Origin of the sequence: Rathayibacter sp. AY1B6 (assembly GCF_002932755.1) — a bacterium.
GTDB lineage: Bacteria > Actinomycetota > Actinomycetes > Actinomycetales > Microbacteriaceae > Rathayibacter.
This window is the reverse complement of the sequence record NZ_PSWL01000001.1, coordinates 170,118-188,968: the sequence shown is the minus strand read 5'-3', so window position 1 is coordinate 188,968 and position 18,851 is coordinate 170,118. Positions and strand designations below refer to the sequence as shown.

Genomic DNA, 18,851 nt, shown 5'->3' with positions numbered 1-18,851 from the left:
CCCGGTGCCCTAACGTTCGAGGGGTCCGCACTCCCCGACGCGAAGGAACGCCATGTCCGAGACCGCCGCGCCCACGATGTCCCGCACCTCCGTCGAGCGCTGGTGGATCATCGCCGTCTCGCTGATCGCGATCGTGCTCGGCGTCATCGCCGTCCTGATCCCCGGTCCGACGCTGCTGACCGTCGCCATCGTCTTCGGCATCCACCTGATCGCCGCGGGCGTCTTCCGCCTGCTGCTGGCCTTCACCGCCTCGCGGCTCGACGCCCGGGTGCGCTGGCTCGCGGGCCTGCTCGGCGCCCTGATCCTGGTCGCGGGCATCCTGTGCCTCTCGAACCCATTCGAGTCGCTGAGCGTCCTGGGCCTCGTGATCGGCGCGGGCTGGATCCTCGACGGCGTCTCGAGCATCACGAGCGGACGCAGCGTCGCCGGCCCGGCCTGGCTCCCGATCGCAGCCGGCATCGCGTCGGTCATCGCGGGTGTCCTGACGATCATCATGCCGGTGCTGGCTCTGGCCTCGTTCGTCACGGTCGCGGCGATCCTGCTGATCGTCGTGGGCGTCTCCGGCCTGCTCCTGCTCCCGGGCCGCACCACGCGTCCCGAGGGCGCGGAGGCCTGAGCCGCGCGGATGACCGATCCCGACCTCGTCCCCGAGCTGCTGGTCGCCGATCTCGAGCGGAGCCTGGAGTTCTGGTGCGGCCCCTGCGGCTTCCGGATCGACTACGCCCGGCCGGAGGAGGGCTTCGCGTACCTGGTCCTCGGCTCCGCCCACGTGATGCTCGAGGAGGCGGGGCGCGGCCGCAACTGGGTCGCGGCGCCGCTGGAGCGGCCGCTGGGCCGCGGGATGAACCTCCAGCTGCACGTCGACGACGCCGACGAGACGGCCGCAGCACTCGCCGGAGCCGGAGTGCCGCTGTTCTCGCCGCTCGAGACCCGCTGGTACCGGGTCGGAGCGGAGGAGGCGGGCGTGCGCCAGCTGGTCGTGGCCGACCCCGACGGATACCTGCTGCGGTTCCAGTCCTCGCTCGGACGCCGACCGGCCTGAGCGCTGCGGCGACCGCGACCTCCGGCCGGCGCGCCACCATCCGCTCGGCTCGCGACGTCATGCCAGCGGTTGATGCCGAGGACGTCTCGCGACTGGTTCCCTCGGAGACATGACGCAGCACCCCGCCACCGCGACCCTCCCGCAGGTCCCCGCCGCCGCACTCCCCGAGCCCGCAGCCGAGCCGATCGCGGAGGCGTCCGAGCGCGAGCCGCTCGTCCGGCCCGCCGACCTGGTCTCGGCGCTCACGGGCGTCGCGCTCTGCTTCTTCTCGCTCTTCGTCTACGCCATCGCGCACTGGCAGTACTTCGGCGCGGACGTCGACGAGGTGAGCGTCCTCGGCTGGCTCGCGCCGCTGATCGCCGGCGTCGCCTGCCTCCTCACGGCCGTCGTGTCCGTCGCGGTCCGCGCCTCCGGGCGCCGCGCCGAGCGGGCCGCCTCGTGATCCCCGTCCTCGGCGGGCCCGGCCTCGAGGCCGCCGAGCAGCTCCTCGCGCGTGCCGGCTGCCTCCGCCCGGAGCACCCGTGGATGGTCGGGGAGGACACGGCAGCGGCTCCCCGGATCGACTTCGCCGTCCTCGCCGACCGCGCGTGCCTCCTCGACCTCTCCGAGGAGGCTGTCGCGCGCATCGCGGTGTCGCTCGCCACCGGCCGCCCCGTCGACCTGCGCAGCGCCTTCGGCCACCTCACCCGCGACCACGCGCAGCTGGTGATGATCGCGCTCGCCGTCGCCGGCGGTCACGACCGCGTGGGCAGCCGGATCCGCGTGGTCGGCGACGAGCGCCGGGTCGAGACGGCGCCGCCCCTGGCCGTCTGGCCCTCCTGAGCCCCGCCCGCCCCGACAGGGCGGCTCCGCTCGCCGATCCGACCCGGCGCTCCGCGTGCGTCCGAGGCCCCGGCCCGGTGAGCCGGATGGAGGCACCGTGCCGCCGACCCGCGTCGCTACGGCCTTTCGGAGGTGCCCGGTTTAGGGTGTCCGTGTGCAACGAGTCGACGATTTCCCAGGAGCCGGACCGGTGGAGACCTCACCCGAATCCGGTGACCAGGGGGAGGCGTCCGCGCATCGGCTCTCCCCGACGGCGACCTCTCCCGTGCAGGTGACGAGCGGCGAGGCCGGTTACCAGGGCGGCAACGTGGCCGATCCGGTCTGGCAGTCGTGGCGCGACGAGCTCGCCAAGGTCGGCGGTCCGTCGCCCCTGCTCCACTTCGTGGACTCGCCCCGGACGCGCATCGAGCTCTCGACCACGCACCCCGGCGGGCTGCCCCCGTTCATCTCGGGCAAGACCACCCTCCTCTCCTCGCTCATCCGCGACGAGCTCGCCCTGCGCACCGCGAAGAACGCCGCGGGTGCGATCACCGACAAGGGGATCGAGCTGCGGTCGGTCCGCGGCATCGAGGGCGTCCACCTCGCCATCGGCCTCGCCCAGTGGCGCGCCGGCGACACGGAGTTCACCGCTCCCGTGCTCCTGCGCCCGCTCGCCATCCGCCGCTACGGCCGCGACTTCGAGCTCAAGCTCAAGGGCCAGCCCTACTTCAACCCGCAGCTCGCGCGCGCCCTCAAGCAGCAGTTCGGCATCACGATCGACCCCGAGCAGTTCGTCGAGCTGGCCGTGCAGAACGGCGTCTTCAAGCCGCAGCCGGTCATCGACCAGCTGCGCGGCCTGACCTCGCACCTGCCGTGGTTCGCCGTGCACCCGCGCCTCGTGGTCTCGAGCTTCGCCGACGTGGCGGGCGACATGCTCCGCGACGCCCGGATGCTCGAGCACCCCGTCCTCGACGCCGTCGCCGGGAACCCGGCCGCCAAGCGGGCGCTGCAGCAGTCGCAGAAGGTGGCGTCGATCATCCCGCAGGACGAGCGTCCTCCGGCGACCGACAACCTCCTGCTCGACGCCGACGCCGAGCAGGAGCAGGTGATCGCGAACATCGCGGCCGGCAACTCGCTCGTCGTGAAGACCCTCCCCGGCACGGGCGGCACCCAGACCATCGTCAACGCGATCGGAGCGCTGGCCGCCCAGCACAAGCGCGTGCTGGTCGTCAGCGCCCGCCGGTCGAGCCTCGACAGCATCCACCAGCGCCTGCTCTCGGCGGGCCTGGGCGGCATCGCGGTCGGGCCCCGGACGCTCCGCCGCGACCTCATCCAGTCGATCGGCCGCAACGAGAAGGCCGCGCGCCCCTCCGTCAGCGAGATCGACGACGCACTGCTCCGGCTGCGGAAGGTGCTGCTCGACTACCGCGGCGCCCTCTCCCGCCGCGACGAGAGCTTCGGCGTCTCGGCGCTGCAGGCCCTCGAGGAGCTCGCCCGCCTCTCGCAGCTGCGGACGCCTCCGTCGACCGCCGCCCGCCTCGACCGCCGCTCCGTCACCGCTCTCGCGCACAGCCGCCCCGAGGCGACCCGGATGCTGATCGAGTCGGCGCGCCTGGGCGAGTTCCGCTACGGCCCGGGCGACTCGCCCTGGTACGGCGCGCAGTTCGACTCCACCGCCGACGCCGAGATCGCCCACGAGCTGGCCAAGCGCCTGCACCTGCGCGATCTGCCGCGCCTGCTCGACCGCGCCCAGGACGTCATCGGTCAGACGCGGATGCGCCCGTTCGAGTCGGTCGCCGAGCTCGGCATCTACCTGCGCCTGCTGCAGGACGTCCGCGAGACGCTGGACAAGTTCCAGCCGGCCGTCTTCGACCGCTCGATCCAGGACCTCATCGTCGCCACCTCGCCCCGCCGCGAGGCCGCCGAGATGTCGTCCACCAACCGCCGGCGCCTGAAGAAGCTCGCCCGCGAGTACCTGCGGCCCGGCGCGCACGTCACCGACCTCAACGCGGCGCTCCGCCGGGTGCAGCAGCAGCGGACGCTGTGGCAGCGCTACGCGGTCGCCGGCACGATCCCCGAGGTCCCGGTCGGCGTCGCCGACGTGCAGGTGGCCTACCAGCAGGTGACCGACCAGCTGAGCCGCCTCGACGAGCCGCTCGGCCGCCGCGGGACGAACCTGCAGCTCGCCTCGCTCCCGCTCGCGGAGCTGGCCTCGATGGTGTCCGGCCTCGCCGAGGACAGCGAGGTGCTCGCCAACCTCCAGGAGCGGACGACGCTCCTGGCCACCCTGCGCGACTGGGGCCTGGACCCGCTCCTCACCGACCTCTCGCGCCGCCACGTTCCGGCCGAGCTGGTCGCGGGCGAGCTGGACCTGGCCTGGTGGCGCTCGGCGCTCGAGATCATGCTGACCGACGAGCGCGCGCTCCTCGGCGGCAACACGAGCGTGCTCGACCGGCTCGAGGCCGACTTCAAGCTCGTCGACGAGGCGCACGCCGCCTCGAGCGCCGAGCTCCTCGCCTGGAAGCTCTCCGAGACCTGGAAGATCGGGCTCGTCGACTGGCCGCAGGAGCGCGACGCGCTGCGCTCGCTGCTGCGCACCGAGGCGGCGACGACCCCTCAGGAGCTGCAGAAGGCCGCTCCGCACCTCTCGCGCGTGCTCGCTCCGGCCTGGCTCGCCTCGCCGTACGAGGTGCACCGCATCGGCACCGAGACGACCTTCGACGCGGTGTTCCTCGTCGACGCCGGCGCGACCACGCTGGCCGAGAACGTCGGAGCGATCCGCCGGGCCAAGCAGGTCGTCGCGTTCGGCGACCCGGTCACGCAGACCCCTACTCCCTTCGGTCTGCGCGTCGACGAGACGCCGGAGTTCGGCTCCACCGCCTCGCGGACCGACGTGGAGGCGCTGCACGCCCAGTCGGCGCTCGCCCGCCTCGGCGAGCTGCTCAACACCGTCACGCTCACCCGCAGCTACCGCGCGGGCGGCGAGGACCTGGCCGAGCTGGTCAACCGCCGCTTCTACGGCGGCCGCATCGACTCGCTGCCCTGGGCGGGCTCGTTCCTCGGACACGACTCGCTGCGCTTCCACTACATCGCGAGCGGGCACGGCATGCCCGAGAACGACTCCGGGGCGGTCGAGTCCGTCGACGCCGAGGTCGCGAAGGTGGTCGAGCTGGTGCTCGAGCACGCCGTGATCCGTCCGCGCGAGTCGCTGATGGTGATCACCGCGAGCCCCCGGCACGCCGTGCGGGCGCAGCAGGCGGTGCTGACGGCCTTCGCCAAGCGCACCGACCTCAGCGACTTCATCCTCGGCGATCGGCCCGAGCCCTTCGCCGTCGTGACGCTGGAGCAGTCGGTCGCGCAGAGCCGCGACCGCGTCATCTTCTCGATCGGCTACGGCCGGACGCCCCACGGCCGCCTGCTGTCGAACTTCGGCGCCCTCGCGGAGCCGGGCGGAGAGCGCCTGCTGGCGGTCGGGATGACCCGTGCCCGCCGGTCGATGGACATCGTCTCGTGCTTCCGCCCGGGCGACATCGACGAGTCGCGCATGCGCTACGGCATGGTCGCGCTCGCGCAGGTGCTGCAGGAGGCGGAGGACCGCGTCCAGCCGAGCGACCGCGACGACTACTCCGAGCCGATGCTGGTGGATCTCGCCGCGCGCCTCGAGCGCCGCGGACTCCGGGTCAACATCGGGCACAAGGGGAAGCTCGCCCTCGTCGCCGCGCACGGGACCCGCGCCGTGGTGGTCGAGACCGACCGCGACGTGAGCACGCAGAGCCTGCGCGTGTCGCTGCGCCTGCGTCCGGAGCTGCTGCGCCGGCTGGGCTGGCACTACCTGCGGGTGCACAACTTCGAGCTGTTCGCCGACCCCGAGGCCGTGGCCGCGCGGGTGTCCGGGCTGATCGGTGCGACCGCGGGGGAGGAGCAGGCCGCTGCTCCTGCCGCCGGCGAGGCTGCCGCTCCTGCCGCTGCCGCCGCTCCTGCCGCCTCTGCCGCTCCTGCCGCCGCTCCGGCGTCGGGGGAGACGCAGCCCGTCGAGCCGCTGCCGCGCGACTGATCGTGGCGCCGGATCCCGACGCCCCCGCGGGTGCCGACCGCCCGTTGCGGCGCACCCGCGGCGGCCGGCGGGCGACGCTCCCCGCGAAGCCCGGCACCGATCCGTCCCCGCACGACGCTCCCGTCGCCGACCCCTCCGCACCGCCCGCGCGCCCCGACACCGGCCCGAACGACGCGCGCCTGCGCCAGGACGTCCCCCCGCACTACTGACGCCGGCCGGTCCGGTCGCCCGTCTGCGCGTCAGCGCCCGTCCCGTCAGCGATCCCGGACCTCGCCGGAACCCGTTCGTACTCGGCGACCGACCACGCCACGTCCGATGCCCGGCGACCGCCCGCGTCGGACCCGGCTCCTGGTGAACGACCGCTTCGCGTTCGGAGCCCGGCGACCGACCGCGTCCTGTCAGGTGCTCGGTGACGGACCACGTCCCGTCCGGTGCCCGGCGACGTCCGAAGAACGCGTCGATCCAGGCCCGATCGATCACCGTCAGGAGCGCTGAAGGCTCCGACCGGCGAGCTCCCGAAGATGCAGGCGTCGTCCGAAACGCGTGCCAGCGTTTCGAACGCGCCGTTCGCACAACGCTCGGCGGAACGCTCCCGTCTCGGAAGCCGACCGCGGTCTTCTTCCGCCTCCGGCGGAAGAAGACAGAACGACTCAGTCGACGTGCTTGCCGGAGTTCGCGGTGGTGGCGGTCCCGTTGTTGGCGAGCAGATCGCGGATGTCGGCGAGGAGCTCGAGCTCGGTGGGGGCCTTGTCCTCCGCGGCGGGGGCGTCGGCGGCCTTCTTGGCGAAGGCGGCGTTCTTGAGGTGGTTGATCGGCAGGACGAACGCGAAGTAGAGGACGAAGGCCACGATCACGAACTGGATCAGGGCCGAGATCACGGAGCCGTAGGCGATGACGGTCGGATCCTCGCCGTTCTCTCCCGGGCGGATGACCCAGTTCAGCGTCTCGAGCGAGGAGGCGTCGAAGATCACGCCGATGAGCGGGTTGAAGATCCCCGTCACGATCGCGTTGACGATGGTCGTGAAGGCGGCGCCGATGACCACGGCGACAGCCAGGTCGATGACGTTGCCGCGGAGGATGAACTCTTTGAAGCCGTTGATCATGATCGTTCCGTTTCTGCCGTGGGCGGTGGGTGGCGGTCAGCTCCCGGAGGAGGATCCCGAGGACGAGGACCCGGAGGACCCGGAGGACCCCGAGGACGACGAGGAGGAGGACGATCCGGAGCCGGAGGAGCCCGAGCCGGACGAGGAGCCGCCCGAGCTGGACGAGGAGCCCGAGGACCCGGAGGACCCCGACGAGCCGGTGGAGGAGCCGCCCGAGCCCGAGGAGCTCGACGACGAGTCGGACGAGCCGGACGAGCCGGATCCCGAGGAGGAGCCGCTGTCGCCCGACTTCCCGCCCGAGCGGGAGTCGGTGCGGTAGAAGCCCGAGCCGTTGAAGGTCACGCCGACGGCGCTGAACACCTTGCGCAGCGCCCCCTGGCAGCTCGGGCACTCGGTGAGCGTGTCGTCGGTGAACTTCTGCTGGATGTCGAAGGCGTTGCCGCACTGCGTGCAGCGGTAGGAGTAGGTGGGCACAGGGGGCTCCTCGGAGGCGGGTGGGGAAGAAGGAGGACGGGGTCAGTGGCGCAGGTCGACGATGCCGGAGGGAGTGACGACTCCGTCGACGGCCTGGTCGTGGACCTCGCTGGGCACCCGGTCGACGAGCTCGCTGTCGAAGACGACGGCGTAGACCGGCGGGCACTTCTCCATCGAGCCGAGGGTCTTGTCGAAGTAGCCGCGCCCCCAGCCCATCCGCATCCCCTGCCGGTCGACAGTGGCGGCCGGGACGACGATGAGGTCGACGTCGTTGATCGCGATGGGGCCGAGCAGCTGCCCGACCGGCTCGGGCATGCCGAACAGGCCCTGGGTCTCGGTGTGTCCGTCGCCGACCGCCCAGTCGAGCAGGCCGTCCTGGCGCGAGATGGGGAAGAGGACGCGGATGCCGTGGCTCTCGGCCCAGCCCAGGAACGGCCGGGTGCTCGGCTCGTCCGCAGCGGAGAGGTAGCACGCGAGGGAGCGGGCCCCCACGCGGGTGGCGAGCTCGATCAGGTGGGCGGTGATCTGCTCCGCGGCCTGCTCGCGAGCGGTCGAGGTCTGCGTGCGGCGGCGCTCGCGCAGCTCGGCGCGCAGCGCTCGCTTCTCGTGCGTGATGTCGGCTGGCATGCGCACAGTCTAGAACCGGGGCTCTCGCGGACCCTTCCGCGGGGACCCTGAGGGAGCCTCGTCCTCGGCCTCCCCGGAACGGGGTCAGATGCGGTGCGACGACCGTCCTGGCGCGAAACTCCCGCGACTTCCCCCGCCGCTAGGATGACGCCCCATGGGCACTCGAATCCGCAAAGCAGTCATCCCCGCCGCAGGTCTCGGCACCCGCTTCCTGCCGGCGACGAAGGCCATCCCCAAGGAGATGCTGCCGGTCGTCGACAAGCCGGCGATCCAGTACGTGGTCGAGGAGGCGGCGGACGCCGGCCTCCAGGACGTGCTCGTGATCATCGGGCGCAACAAGAACGCGCTCGCCAACCACTTCGACTCCGTGCCCGAGCTCGAGCAGAACCTGTCCAAGAAGAAGGACGACAAGAAGCTCGAGCACGTCAAGTACGCCAGCGACCTCGCCGACGTGCACTTCGTCCGCCAGGGCGAGCCGAAGGGCCTCGGCCACGCGGTCTCCCGTGCGCAGCGCCACGTCGGCGACGAGCCCTTCGCCGTGCTCCTCGGCGACGACCTGATCGACGCCCGCGACCCGCTGCTCTCCCGCATGATCGACGTCGCCGAGAACCGCGACACCACGGTGGTCGCGCTGCTCGAGGTCGACCCCGATCAGATCCACCTCTACGGCTGTGCCGCGGTCGAGGCGACCGACGAGGACGACGTGGTGCGGATCACCGGCCTGGTCGAGAAGCCCTCCAAGGAGGACGCCCCCTCGAACCTCGCGATCATCGGCCGCTACGTGCTGAAGCCCGACGTGTTCGGCGTGCTCGAGCACACCGCTCCGGGCAAGGGCGGCGAGATCCAGCTGACCGACGCGCTGGAGCGCATGGCCCAGGACCCGGCCGAGTTCGGCGGCGTCTACGGCGTCGTGTTCCGCGGCCGCCGCTACGACACCGGGGACAAGCTCGACTACATCAAGGCGATCGTGCAGCTCGCCTCCGACCGCGACGACCTCGGCAAGGACCTGAAGCCCTGGCTGAAGGACTTCGTCGCCGGCCTCTGAGCCCCGGCGAGCGCACCTCCGGAACGGACGGGACCCCCTGCTGCGGCGGGGGATCCCGTCCGTTCCTCCGTTCCCCCGGAAGCACGGAACGCCCCGGAGTCCAGTCCCCCTCCCGCAGTGCGGTGGAGCAGTAGGGTCGCATCATGCCGCTCCCGATCCCGACGCTCACCGAGGGTCGTGTCACCGTCCGCCCGATCCGCGTGCGCGACGCCCGCCCTCTCGAGCGGGAGCTGATCGCGAACCGGTCGTGGCTGCGCCAGTGGGAGGCGTCCGACCCCCGCGGAGGCGCCGCGTTCGACGTGCGCGCCAGCATCCGCTCGCTGCAGCAGAACGCGCGCGCCGGCGGGGGAGTGCCGTTCCTCATCGACTGGGACGGCGAGCTCGCCGGGCAGCTCAACATCTCGAACATCGGATACGGCTCGCTGTCCTCCGGCTCGATCGGGTACTGGGTGTCCGAGCGCTACGCCGGACGGGGCATCACTCCGATCGCCGTGGCCCTCGCCGCCGACCACGCCTTCCTCGACCTGGGCCTGCACCGGATCGAGATCTGCATCCGCCCGGAGAACCGGCCGAGCCTGCGCGTGGTCGAGAAGCTCGGCTTCCGCTACGAGGGGCTCCGGCGGCGCTTCATCCACATCAACGGCGACTGGCGCGACCACTTCTGCTTCGCTCTCGTGGCGGAGGAGGTGCCCCGCGGCGTGCTCCGCCGCTACCTCGACGGGCAGGTCCCCTCCGACGTCGGCGTGCCGACCGACGCGGACCTCCGCGCCTCGCGCCGCTCGGGCCTCTCCGGGCCCTCCGACGGCGCCGGTGTCCCTCCGACGGGGCCCCGGCTGATCCGCGATCCGCACGGACACACCTACCCGTAATGACGGACGGGAGTGCCCGGTACTCCTAGCGTTGTCCGCATGAGTAGCGACTGGCTGGGCGGGGGCGTCGTCTGGGCGCTCGCCGCCGTTCTGTGGGTCGCCTACCTGATCCCCACGTGGATGCGCAGGCGGTCGTACAACGCGACCGAGCGCAACGCGGTGAGGCTGCAGCAGACGCTGCGGATCCTCGCCGAGACCGCGGAAGTGCCCGAGCACGTGCGTGCGGAGGCGACGGCCCGCGAGGTGGCGCTGCAGCAGCGCCGGCTCCGGGTGACCGAGACACGACGACGAGCCGAAGAGAAGGCACAGGCGATGGAGCTGGCACAGGCGGAGAAGGCGGCGCGCGACGCGCTGCGACGGGCGACCGCGAGCGCACGGCGGAGCACGCGATCGGGGCCCTCGGTCCTGCGCTGGCGCCAGGGCGCCGCGCTGGCCGTGCTGGTCGGCGCGGTCGCCGCGCTGGTCGGGCTCGTGATGCTGCCCTTCGGCGGCACGGGTGCGGTGCCGCTCGTCGGCCTGCTCCTCGCCGTCGCGGGGCTCGGCACGCTGATCCTGCTGGCGCCCGGACGCCGCCGCGCCGCCGCTCCGGCCGCGACGGCGACGACGGCCGCCGCGACCGAGCGCCGGCGCGCCGAGGTCTTCGAGGCCGAGCTCGCCGAGGAGGAGGCGGACGACGACTCCGAGGAGCTCGCCGAGGACCGTGCGAGCTGGACGCCGCAGCCGCTCCCCAAGCCGCTCTACCTCTCCCGGGGCACGGTCGCCGCCTCCGCAATGGCCTCGATCGACGCCGTGGAGCGCCTGCGCACCGCCGCGGCGGAGGCGGAGCTCGCCCAGCGCGCCGCCGCGACCGCTCCCGAGGTGGCGCCGGTGCGCGTCCCGCGTGCCGCCGCTCCCGCTCCCGAGGCGCCCCGCCCCTCCTCCCGCTTCGCCGCGATGGGCGTCGTGGACGGCGTCGATGCGATCGACCTCGACCAGGCGCTGCAGCGCCGCCGCGGGGCCTGACGCGGGTGCGAGGCGCCCGCTCGTCCGTGCTAGTGTGGACGAGTTGTTCGGGCCGGTGACGGCTCGAGAGGCACGGGTCCGTGGCGCAGTTGGTAGCGCGCTTCGTTCGCAATGAAGAGGTCAGGGGTTCGAATCCCCTCGGATCCACCACACAAGAAGCGGGAAAACCGTGACCTGCGTCGCGCGGCCGCGATTTCTCGTCGCTGCGCCTCGCGTCCGGGTGAGGATCGTGGAGCTCATCTGCTTCGATCCGGCAGAGACGTTCTCCTCATCATCGATGGTGCTGCGGTCGAACAGGGCCGGGTCGAGCATCCGCCGTCCGTCCTTGGCTGAGACCTCGCCGGCGCCGATCGGGATGCCGAGCACGCAGCCGACCCGGCACTTCGCCTGCTCGAGGTCGTCTCCGAAGCGTCGAGTCGACTCTCGATCGAGGTGGCCGCCGAGGTTGCGGTCGTCTTCAGCCTTGAGCCGGTCGAGCTGGTCCACCTCGGCGTACGGGAACCGGAGGAGCTTCACCTTCTTCGCTGCAGTTTCGCCTTCTGCGCAGCGAGGGTTCGCCTTTCATCGCCAGTCAACGCGGCCAGCGCGTCGAACACCCGACCGGGCACGGCTTGGACGCGGCCTGCTTCGCCGCCGCTGATCCTGATGCGCTGGAAAGCGCACCGATCCGGTCCTCGACACGGTGCGCGAGCAGCGCGCGGCGCTCAAAGCGGTTCTGCTTGCAGCGGCGTCCGCGCTAGGTGAAGTAGTCGCAGAGCACGGTCTGAGGGATGCGGGGCCACTCGAACGTGACGTTCTTTCCGCACAAGCGGTAGATCGCGCCTTCAACGCAGGGGTCGTATTTCTGGCAGATGCGAGCGGATAGGCGTAGCAGACGAGCCCCACCCCACACATGACGGGGACCAGAAGGTTGGACGGCTCGTGGTCTGCCGGCCGAAGAGCGACGAGGACGACGACCGGGGCAAGGCGGGCTAGTTCGCTCGTGAGCGGCCGGGGAGAGGCTGCATGTCCCGCTTGCCATGCCTCTTCATTCGTCGAGGCTCAACGCGTGTGTACGCTGATCGCCCTGATTCGAGACATTCGTTGCGCCCCAGACATACGTCCCCTCAGGGCCGCGACGAACAGTAGTTCGGCGATCTCGGTGGTCCTGGACTTCGAGCGCCTCGAGCTCTCCGTCGTGGCGGGCCCACTACTCACGCCACCAACCAGTCGACTAGCGCGACGACGATGATGACGAAGAGCGCGAGCCCGATGAGGGCGCCAAGGCTGGTCGGAATCCAATTGAATCCGTCGAATGTGGTGAACCAGGGCGGATCGCCCTTCATGCGCGACCAGAACGACTTCCGCTTGCCGTTCACCAAAAACCTGCTTGCTTGGCGTGTGTCAAAAACATACCACCGTCACTGTTCGGAGACAACCTCATGACAACACATCTTCGTATTGTGTACTCGAGCCCGCTCGACGAGATTCGTCCTCGACGCGCGCCGCTGATCCCCACTCGATGGACACTGTGATCCCGTGGCAGCCGTCGTCGAGGACGCGATACGTCTCGAGGAGTCGTTCGCCCCTTCGTCGGTCAGGGCTCAGGAGGAGCCGGCATACCGCGTCCTCGAGGCCTCTTCTTCATCCCCGGTCGCTACCACGCCCCTGATTCCTCGGCCCCGCCCGATGGCCGAAGTGCTGTGCGCTCGCGCGAGGTCCGTGAAAGGCCTGCTTGCAATCCGCTCCGCCCCCCGGTCATCGCTAGGACTCTGCAGGCGGCCCGGCGAGCGGTCGTCGATCGACCTCTCGTGGGGGTGCCCGCAGCGCTTCAGGAGATCGGAGCCCACGACTTCGTCAGTACGAGGAAGACCCGTGTCCTCTCTCCGCCTCGAGTGCCGAGAGGCTAGGTGTTCGGATGTGATCGAACGAATCCGTCGGCTGCCAGGGACCGGGTGACGAAGGGTTCGATCGTCTCAAGCGCAGAGGGTAGGTCTTCCCAGGCATCGTTCACGAAGGAACTCACCTGCGCACCGGTGAAGAGGTAGACGATCGTTCGCGCGGACAGCGGGACATCGACGTCCCCTCTCAAAGTCTTTTCACCCTCCGCCCGGTGGAGAAAGGAGCTGATCGCTTGTATCCATGCAGCGTCGAAGGTCCGGGTCGCTTCTGGAAACACTGTGGACGCCTGGATGACGAGGCGTGCCCCGGCCTGTGCAACGTGGTCCGACCGGAGCAACCGTCCGAGCGCGTCAGTCAGTTCGAGTAAGCCGGACAGGCCGTCGAGTCCGGAGTCCGAGATTTCTTCGCGTACTCTGACGAACTGCTTCTCCTGACGCGTGATCAGCTCCTGGGCGATCTGCTTTTTGCCTTCGGGGAAGTGGAAGTAGAACGCTCCCTGTGTGACCGCAGCCTCCTCGAGGATGTCTGCCACGCGCGCGGTCTCGTAGTGCAAGCGAGCAAAGACCCGGCTGGCGCCGATCACGAGCGTCTCTCGCGTGGCGATCGCTCGTTCCTGCTTGGCCATCGGATCCCTCTCATCGTGAGCGCGTCGAATCCTAGTGCCGATCTCAAGATTCTCTGCGACGAGACTCGGTTGCTCGGCATCTGCCGCTGACGTATTTCGGCGATCTCTTCCTCGTCGAAGGCCCGTCCTGCCTCAGGACGTGCTCTTCGTCGGGCTGCAATGACTGCAGCCGTCAGAGGTCGCCATCTTCTCGAGTCGGGCCGGAATCGATTCATCGCCGCAGAAGGCCCGCTCAAGAGAGCGAGCCTTCTGCGTTCTCTCCGCGGCCCCTTCGCTAGGGCGGGCTGACCGTGCCCGCCGGGTGTGCCGCGGTTCTCTCCTGTCCCTCTTGCTCGCTCGAGGGGGTCGCGTTTGTCCCCCATCCGGGCCGCGCCAGACGGGAGCCGCCCTCCTCCGATCCGTCGGGGGAGCGGCGGCGACGTACGCTCGCCCCTCGTGCTCTCGCAGTACGCGAGGCAGCCGAACGACGGACGACCAGGGGACGGGACGACATGGGGATCACAGCACACAGGGCACGGCGGAGAGCGGCAGGAGTCGGCATGGGGGCGCTCGCGCTCCTGGCGGGGCTGCTCGCGGCACCGCCGGCGGAGGCATCCGGCACGCAGACGCTGCTCGCGCTCGGCGACTCGATCACGCGCGCGGCGACGACCTGCGGGGTGAACCGCGACTGCGTCGAGAACTCCTGGGCGACGGGATCGGCGCCCGCGGTCGACTCGATCGCGAGCCGGATGGCGGCGGCGGACCCGCGGACGGCCGTCCGCGCGGTGAACTACGCGAAGTCGGGCGCGGTCATCAGCGGCGTCGAGTCGCGGATCGACGCCGCGGTCGCGGCCGGAGAGCAGCCGGACGTGGTCACGCTGCTGATCGGCGGCAACGACCTCTGCTCGCTGAGCCTCTCGCCCGACTCCCGCGACGGCTACGCGATGACGCCGGCCGCCTCCTTCGCGGCGTCGGCGACCCGCATCCTCGGCTCGATCGGCGAGGAGTGGCCGGAGGCGACGGTGCTCGTCGGCTCGGTCCCGGACATCGAGTCGGAGTGGGAGGCCGTGAAGCCGACGCCGGGCGCCGCGATCTGGGCCTGGGGCGGCGTCTGCCGGACCCAGCGCGGGGTCGACGCCACGACCGGAGCCCCGCTGACCGGCTCGGCCTACACCGCGTCGCTCGCGGCGGCGGAGGACCGGGAGGCCGACTTCAACTCCGCTCTCGAATCGGCCTGCGCGTCCGCCGCGAACGACTGCGTATGGGACGGCGGCGCCCTCACGGCGGCTCCGATCTCGCTCGACCAGCTCTCGACGGACGTCGACTACTTCCACCCGAACGTCGCCGGCCAGGCGATGATCGCGGAGGAGCTGTGGAGGGCCTGGGGCCTCGGCGACGGACCGGCCCCGACGCCGACGCCCGCTCCCACGACCGCGCCGACAGCGGCTCCGGCACCCACGGACTCGCCCGCGCCGCCCCGCGACACGACGGCTCCGAGGACCGTCATCACCGCGCCGACGAGCGGATCGACGGTGCGCGGCTCGGTCACCCTCGTCGCCAGCGCCCAGGACGACGTCGGCACGACGCGGCTGAGCTTCTGGAGCGGAGCGACGCGGCTGGGCGACGCGACGAGGGCGTCGGACGGGACGTGGCGCCTGACCGTCTCGGCCTCGTCCTACCCGGCCGGGCGGTACGCGATCGTCGCGCACGCCTACGACGCCGCGGGGAACCTCGGGCGGAGCGCCTCCATCACCCTCAAGCGCTGAGCGGCTGAGGGGGGCGCCGGCCCCCTCAGCCCCGGGCGACGAGCAGCACGTCGGCGCGGTCCCAGTTCTCGACGGTCTGCAGCACCCAGAAGACCCCGAAGAGGGCGAGGGCGACCGCCTCGCCGAGCAGGAGCCACTGCTCGCCGAGCAGCTCCGCTCCCCGCCCCGTGAGCAGCAGGACCACCAGCGCCGCATCGACCGCGGCGATCAGCACCGCGAGAACGGCGTAGCAGCGGGAGTAGAAGCGCGGCGTCCCCGGACCGCTCGCCCCCTCCGAGCGCACCGCGACGGCGTGCAGACCGGCGGTGACGGCGATCAGCAGGAAGAAGACGCCGGCGGCGGCGTAGTGGCCGAGCCGCAGGAACGACGGGAGCGTGCTCCAGGCGGCCAGGGCGATCAGGAGGGCGGCGGCGATCGCAGTGCGGACGAGCGCCCAGCGGTCGAGGACCCGGTCGAGGGCGAGCAGGACCACGGAAGCGACGAGGACGGCCGCAGCGGTGACCAGGTAGGCCGGCAGGGACGCGGCGACCTCAGCCGCGGCCGTCGCGGGCAGGCACGACGCCTCTCCCTCCGGGCACGCCGCTGCCAGGAGGCGCTGCAGCTCCTCCGAGGCGAGGGGCACCGGCACGATCGCGATGACCGGCGCCGTCATGCCCGCGAGCAGCAGGAGGAAGCGCCGGACGCTCCTCCCGGCGAGGACGACGAGCGCGACGCCGACCGCGAAGAGCGCCCCGGTGAAGAGGGAGCGGACCGGGGTGTAGTACGAGGCGCTGATCGAGCGCAGCGGGCCTCCGACGACGAGCTGGTGGACGAGGCCGGCCGCGAGGAGCACCACGGCCGCGACCAGGGAGAGGCGGACGTAGCGGTAGGTGCGGAGGGAGGAGACGGCGCCGACTCCGCCCAGCGCGTCGCCGCGGGCCACCCGGCTACTCCGCGCGCAGACCGGAGGAGGCGAGGGCGAAGTCGACGTCGATGCGGATCGCGACGCGCAGGGGGTTGGGGCGCGGGGTGCGGTAGCGCTGAGAGTAGAGCTCGACGGCGTGCTGCACGGCGTCCGGCTCCTCCTCGATCGACGCGGGGCCGCCGAGGCTCAGCCACCGGATGCCGTCGACCTGCCCCACCGTCGCGGTGCCGCCGCGCCGGACGTTGAGCACCTTCTGGCTCTCGCGCGAGGTGATGACGCGGACGACGCCGTCCTCGTAGGTGAAGCCCACGGCGACCACGTGCAGGCGGCCCTGGCGGCCGGGGGTGGAGAGGGTGGCCAGGTGGCGCTCGGTGACGAAGGCGAGGCCGTCGGCGCTCAGGATGCTCATCCCGTGAGCGTAACCGGAGGCGCCGAACCGGTCCTGAGGGCGGACCGCGGCTCAGCCCTCGAGGATCAGCGCCTCGCCCTGGCCGCCTCCGCCGCAGAGCGCGGCGACGCCCAGCCCGCCGCCCCGGCGCTGGAGGGCCAGCGCCAGATGCAGGGCCAGCCGTGCTCCGGAGGCGCCCACCGGGTGGCCGAGCGCGATCGCCCCGCCGTCGAGGTTGACCGCCTCGGGCTCGACGCCGAGGTCGTCCGCCGACTGGAGGACCACGGACGCGAACGCCTCGTTGATCTCGATCAGGTCGAGGTCGGAGACCATCGCACCGCGGCGGCCGAGCGCCTGGAGGATCGCCGCCGACGGCTGCGAGTGCAGGGAGTTGTCCGGTCCGGCGACCTGCCCGTGCTCGGCGACGGTCGCGAGCCAGGGCAGTCCCCGCTCGCGGGCCCAGCCGCGGGACACGACGACCAGGGCGGCGGCTCCGTCGGTGATCGGGGAGGAGCTGCCCGCCGTGATCGTGCCCTCGGGAGAGAACGCGGGGGCCAGCCGGGCGAGCGTCTCGACCGTGCTGTCCTCCCGGATCCCGTCGTCGGCGGACACGACCAGGTCCGGCCCGCGCCGCTGCGGCACCGAGACCGGCACGATCTCCTCGGCGAGCACGCCGGTGGACCGGGCCTCGGCGGCCCGCTGGTGCGAGAGCGCGGCGAAGGCGTCCTGGCGCTCGCGGCGGATGCCCCGCTCGGCGTTGCCGTCGTCGGTCACCCTCCCCATCAGGCGGCGGTCGAACGGATCGAGCAGGCCGTCGTGCAGGAGCGCGTCCTCGAGCGGACGCGGGCCGACACCCAGGCCGGAGCGGGACCCGAGCAGGAGGTGCGGTGCGTTCGTCATCGACTCCTGCCCTCCGGCGACGACCACCCGCGCCTCGCCGAGCCGGATCATCCGTGCCGCGTCGATCACCGCGGTCAGGCCGGACAGGCAGAGCTTGTTGATCGTGACCGCCGGGACGTCCCAGCCCAGGCCCGCGAGGACCGCGGTCTGCCGGGCGGGGCCCTGGCCGGCCCCGGCCTGGATCACCTGGCCGAGCACGACCGCGTCGACGTCGGCCGCGGAGGCGCCCGCGCGCTCGAGCGCCCCACGGATCGCGGCGGCGCCGAGCTCGACGCCCGAGAGCGGCGCGAAGGCTCCGGAGAAGCGGGCGAACGGGGTGCGGGCGCCCCCCAGGATCACGGGGGTGGTGTCGTCAGTGGACACGGGGACTCCTTCTCGACGGTGAGAGCGGTGAAGCGGTGGGGGAGACGGATGCCGGGAGCGGGCCCGGCTCACGGGACGAGCAGGATCTTCCCGCGGACGTGGCCGTCCTCGCTGAGCCGGTGCGCCTCGGCGGCCTGCTCGAGCGGGAGGCGCGGACCGGTCTCGACCGAGAAGCGCCCCTCGCTCGCCAGCCGGGCGGCCAGCGGCACGCCCTCGCGGCGGAGGCGCTGCTCCTCCTCGGTCAGCGGCACGGGGCTACCGCCGCTCCAGGCACGGATGCCCAGCTCTGCCGCCTGCGGGCCGGCGACCACTGTGCCGACATGCTGCGGATCCGCGACCAGCGCGAGCGAGGCGGCGAGCGCCTCGTCCGTCCCGGCCGCGTCGAGCACGCGGTCGACGCCCTCCGGCGCCGCGGCGCGCAGCCGCTCGAGCAGTCCGGGCCCGTAGGCGACCGGCACCGCTCCGAGCGCGCGCAGCGCCTCGTGGTTCGCCGGGCTCGCCGTGGCGATCACCCGGGCTCCGCGGTCGACGGCGAACTGGATCGCCGCCCGGCCGACCGCTCCGGCGCCCGCATGGACGACGAACGTCGATCCCTCGGCGACGGCGAGCGAGACGACCGCCTGGTAGGCGGTGGAGACCGGGATGCCGAGCGCGGCCGCCTCCTCGAAGCCGAGTCCGTCGGGGAGCGGATCGAGGGAGTCGGGGGAGACGGCGACGGCGGTCGCGTAGGTGCCGGTGGCGCCGCTGACGATCACCCGGTCGCCGACGCTCCACCCGGTCACGCCCGGTCCGACGGCGGAGACCACGCCGGAGCCGTCCGACCCGAGCCTCCGCGGACCGTCGAACGGCGGGCTCGGGCGCAGACCGGAGCGCACCTTCCACTCGATCGGGTTCACGCCGGCCGCGCGGACGGCGACCACCAGGGTGCCGGGCCCCGCCTCGGGCTCCGGCGCCTCGACGGTCTCGAGCACCTCGGGTCCGCCGATCCGCTCGTACTGCACGATCCTCGCCATGTCGTCCTCCTCCTC

20 protein-coding genes, 1 tRNA gene and 1 pseudogene are annotated in these 18,851 nt (G+C 72.2%); 12 read left to right on the top strand and 10 right to left on the bottom strand.

Annotated features, from left to right (window positions below):
- Nucleotides 1-52: 52 nt before the first annotated feature.
- The 6 genes from C5D08_RS00880 (at nt 53) to C5D08_RS00855 (ending at nt 6,106) form a co-directional block, all read left to right on the top strand.
- Nucleotides 53-616, top strand: a complete 564-nt coding sequence (locus C5D08_RS00880; RefSeq protein WP_104275387.1) for an HdeD family acid-resistance protein — start codon at nt 53-55, stop codon at nt 614-616.
- A gap of 9 nt (nt 617-625) precedes the next feature.
- A complete protein-coding gene (locus tag C5D08_RS00875; RefSeq protein ID WP_104275386.1) occupies nt 626-1,042 on the top strand; it encodes a VOC family protein in 417 nt (138 codons plus the stop codon).
- Nucleotides 1,043-1,151: 109 nt separating this feature from the next.
- Complete coding sequence (locus tag C5D08_RS00870) at nt 1,152-1,484, top strand: hypothetical protein (RefSeq protein WP_104275385.1); 333 nt, start codon at nt 1,152-1,154, stop codon at nt 1,482-1,484.
- On the top strand, nt 1,481-1,864 hold the full coding sequence (locus C5D08_RS00865; protein ID WP_104275384.1) for a hypothetical protein: 384 nt from the start codon (nt 1,481-1,483) through the stop codon (nt 1,862-1,864). Before C5D08_RS00870 ends, C5D08_RS00865 begins: the two co-directional genes overlap by 4 nt.
- 190 nt (nt 1,865-2,054) lie before the next feature.
- The gene (locus tag C5D08_RS00860) at nt 2,055-5,897 is read left to right on the top strand and encodes a DEAD/DEAH box helicase (RefSeq protein WP_374953955.1); all 3,843 of its coding nucleotides are present in this window, start codon (nt 2,055-2,057) and stop codon (nt 5,895-5,897) included.
- Between the two features lie 2 nt (nt 5,898-5,899).
- A complete protein-coding gene (locus C5D08_RS00855) occupies nt 5,900-6,106 on the top strand; it encodes a hypothetical protein (protein WP_104232858.1) in 207 nt (68 codons plus the stop codon).
- Nucleotides 6,107-6,547: 441 nt separating this feature from the next.
- Here C5D08_RS00855 and mscL read toward each other — a convergent pair whose 3' ends face one another.
- The gene (gene mscL / locus C5D08_RS00850) at nt 6,548-7,000 is read right to left on the bottom strand and encodes a large conductance mechanosensitive channel protein MscL (RefSeq protein ID WP_181110207.1); all 453 of its coding nucleotides are present in this window, start codon (nt 6,998-7,000) and stop codon (nt 6,548-6,550) included.
- Between mscL and C5D08_RS17475 the strand changes: the two genes are divergently transcribed.
- Nucleotides 6,999-7,319: a hypothetical protein gene (locus C5D08_RS17475; RefSeq protein ID WP_308470811.1), complete on the top strand. Its 321-nt coding sequence runs from the start codon at nt 6,999-7,001 to the stop codon at nt 7,317-7,319. The two genes, mscL and C5D08_RS17475, sit on opposite strands and share 2 nt — an antisense overlap.
- Nucleotides 7,320-7,333: 14 nt before the next feature.
- Here C5D08_RS17475 and C5D08_RS17470 read toward each other — a convergent pair.
- Both C5D08_RS17470 and C5D08_RS00840 read right to left on the bottom strand, forming a co-directional pair.
- Nucleotides 7,334-7,474: pseudogene (locus tag C5D08_RS17470) on the bottom strand (FmdB family zinc ribbon protein); the annotation flags it as partial.
- 42 nt (nt 7,475-7,516) lie between these two features.
- Complete coding sequence (locus C5D08_RS00840) at nt 7,517-8,101, bottom strand: 5-formyltetrahydrofolate cyclo-ligase (RefSeq protein WP_104275382.1); 585 nt, start codon at nt 8,099-8,101, stop codon at nt 7,517-7,519.
- Between the two features lie 154 nt (nt 8,102-8,255).
- On the opposite strand from C5D08_RS00840, the gene galU reads away from it, so the two are divergent.
- The 4 genes from galU to C5D08_RS00820 all read left to right on the top strand — a co-directional run bounded on the left by galU (nt 8,256) and on the right by C5D08_RS00820 (nt 11,167).
- Nucleotides 8,256-9,146 (top strand): UTP--glucose-1-phosphate uridylyltransferase GalU, encoded by an 891-nt coding sequence (gene galU / locus C5D08_RS00835; protein WP_104275381.1) that lies wholly within the window; start codon nt 8,256-8,258, stop codon nt 9,144-9,146.
- A 143-nt stretch (nt 9,147-9,289) separates the two neighbouring features.
- Entirely contained in the window at nt 9,290-10,015 is a 726-nt protein-coding gene (locus C5D08_RS00830) for a GNAT family N-acetyltransferase (RefSeq protein WP_104275380.1), read from the top strand.
- A 39-nt stretch (nt 10,016-10,054) separates the two neighbouring features.
- A complete protein-coding gene (locus tag C5D08_RS00825; protein ID WP_104275379.1) occupies nt 10,055-11,017 on the top strand; it encodes a hypothetical protein in 963 nt (320 codons plus the stop codon).
- Nucleotides 11,018-11,091: 74 nt separating this feature from the next.
- Nucleotides 11,092-11,167, top strand: a tRNA-Ala gene (locus tag C5D08_RS00820).
- Here C5D08_RS00820 and C5D08_RS00815 read toward each other — a convergent pair.
- The 3 genes from C5D08_RS00815 to C5D08_RS00810 all read right to left on the bottom strand — a co-directional run bounded on the left by C5D08_RS00815 (nt 11,138) and on the right by C5D08_RS00810 (nt 13,523).
- Nucleotides 11,138-11,503, bottom strand: coding sequence for a hypothetical protein (locus C5D08_RS00815; RefSeq protein WP_146086118.1), 366 nt, complete (start codon nt 11,501-11,503; stop codon nt 11,138-11,140). The two genes, C5D08_RS00820 and C5D08_RS00815, sit on opposite strands and share 30 nt — an antisense overlap.
- 707 nt (nt 11,504-12,210) lie before the next feature.
- Complete coding sequence (locus C5D08_RS16825; RefSeq protein WP_181110209.1) at nt 12,211-12,375, bottom strand: hypothetical protein; 165 nt, start codon at nt 12,373-12,375, stop codon at nt 12,211-12,213.
- A gap of 527 nt (nt 12,376-12,902) precedes the next feature.
- The gene (locus tag C5D08_RS00810; RefSeq protein WP_104275377.1) at nt 12,903-13,523 is read right to left on the bottom strand and encodes a TetR/AcrR family transcriptional regulator; all 621 of its coding nucleotides are present in this window, start codon (nt 13,521-13,523) and stop codon (nt 12,903-12,905) included.
- Between the two features lie 539 nt (nt 13,524-14,062).
- Between C5D08_RS00810 and C5D08_RS00805 the strand changes: the two genes are divergently transcribed.
- Nucleotides 14,063-15,268 (top strand): GDSL-type esterase/lipase family protein, encoded by a 1,206-nt coding sequence (locus C5D08_RS00805; RefSeq protein WP_181110211.1) that lies wholly within the window; start codon nt 14,063-14,065, stop codon nt 15,266-15,268.
- A 25-nt stretch (nt 15,269-15,293) separates the two neighbouring features.
- Here C5D08_RS00805 and C5D08_RS00800 read toward each other — a convergent pair whose 3' ends face one another.
- The 4 genes from C5D08_RS00800 to C5D08_RS00785 all read right to left on the bottom strand — a co-directional run bounded on the left by C5D08_RS00800 (nt 15,294) and on the right by C5D08_RS00785 (nt 18,836).
- Entirely contained in the window at nt 15,294-16,190 is an 897-nt protein-coding gene (locus C5D08_RS00800; RefSeq protein ID WP_104275375.1) for a hypothetical protein, read from the bottom strand.
- Between the two features lie 4 nt (nt 16,191-16,194).
- On the bottom strand, nt 16,195-16,581 hold the full coding sequence (locus C5D08_RS00795) for a pyridoxamine 5'-phosphate oxidase family protein (RefSeq protein ID WP_104238325.1): 387 nt from the start codon (nt 16,579-16,581) through the stop codon (nt 16,195-16,197).
- A 51-nt stretch (nt 16,582-16,632) separates the two neighbouring features.
- Nucleotides 16,633-17,823 (bottom strand): acetyl-CoA C-acyltransferase, encoded by a 1,191-nt coding sequence (locus C5D08_RS00790; protein WP_104275374.1) that lies wholly within the window; start codon nt 17,821-17,823, stop codon nt 16,633-16,635.
- A 68-nt stretch (nt 17,824-17,891) separates the two neighbouring features.
- Nucleotides 17,892-18,836, bottom strand: a complete 945-nt coding sequence (locus C5D08_RS00785) for an NADP-dependent oxidoreductase (protein WP_104275420.1) — start codon at nt 18,834-18,836, stop codon at nt 17,892-17,894.
- Nucleotides 18,837-18,851: the final 15 nt, after the last annotated feature.

Excerpts from the sequence above, each read along its gene's own strand:
- C5D08_RS00880 (WP_104275387.1), top strand. The coding sequence starts at position 53 with ATGTCCGAGACCGCCGCGCCCACGATGTCCCGCACCTCCGTCGAGCGC.
- C5D08_RS00875 (WP_104275386.1), top strand. The coding sequence starts at position 626 with ATGACCGATCCCGACCTCGTCCCCGAGCTGCTGGTCGCCGATCTCGAG.
- C5D08_RS00870 (WP_104275385.1), top strand. The coding sequence starts at position 1,152 with ATGACGCAGCACCCCGCCACCGCGACCCTCCCGCAGGTCCCCGCCGCC.
- C5D08_RS17475 (WP_308470811.1), top strand. The coding sequence starts at position 6,999 with ATGATCGTTCCGTTTCTGCCGTGGGCGGTGGGTGGCGGTCAGCTCCCG.
- mscL (WP_181110207.1), bottom strand. The coding sequence starts at position 7,000 with ATGATCAACGGCTTCAAAGAGTTCATCCTCCGCGGCAACGTCATCGAC.
- C5D08_RS00840 (WP_104275382.1), bottom strand. The coding sequence starts at position 8,101 with ATGCCAGCCGACATCACGCACGAGAAGCGAGCGCTGCGCGCCGAGCTG.
- galU (WP_104275381.1), top strand. The coding sequence starts at position 8,256 with ATGGGCACTCGAATCCGCAAAGCAGTCATCCCCGCCGCAGGTCTCGGC.
- C5D08_RS00830 (WP_104275380.1), top strand. The coding sequence starts at position 9,290 with ATGCCGCTCCCGATCCCGACGCTCACCGAGGGTCGTGTCACCGTCCGC.
- C5D08_RS00825 (WP_104275379.1), top strand. The coding sequence starts at position 10,055 with ATGAGTAGCGACTGGCTGGGCGGGGGCGTCGTCTGGGCGCTCGCCGCC.
- C5D08_RS00810 (WP_104275377.1), bottom strand. The coding sequence starts at position 13,523 with ATGGCCAAGCAGGAACGAGCGATCGCCACGCGAGAGACGCTCGTGATC.
- C5D08_RS00805 (WP_181110211.1), top strand. The coding sequence starts at position 14,063 with ATGGGGGCGCTCGCGCTCCTGGCGGGGCTGCTCGCGGCACCGCCGGCG.
- C5D08_RS00795 (WP_104238325.1), bottom strand. The coding sequence starts at position 16,581 with ATGAGCATCCTGAGCGCCGACGGCCTCGCCTTCGTCACCGAGCGCCAC.
- C5D08_RS00785 (WP_104275420.1), bottom strand. The coding sequence starts at position 18,836 with ATGGCGAGGATCGTGCAGTACGAGCGGATCGGCGGACCCGAGGTGCTC.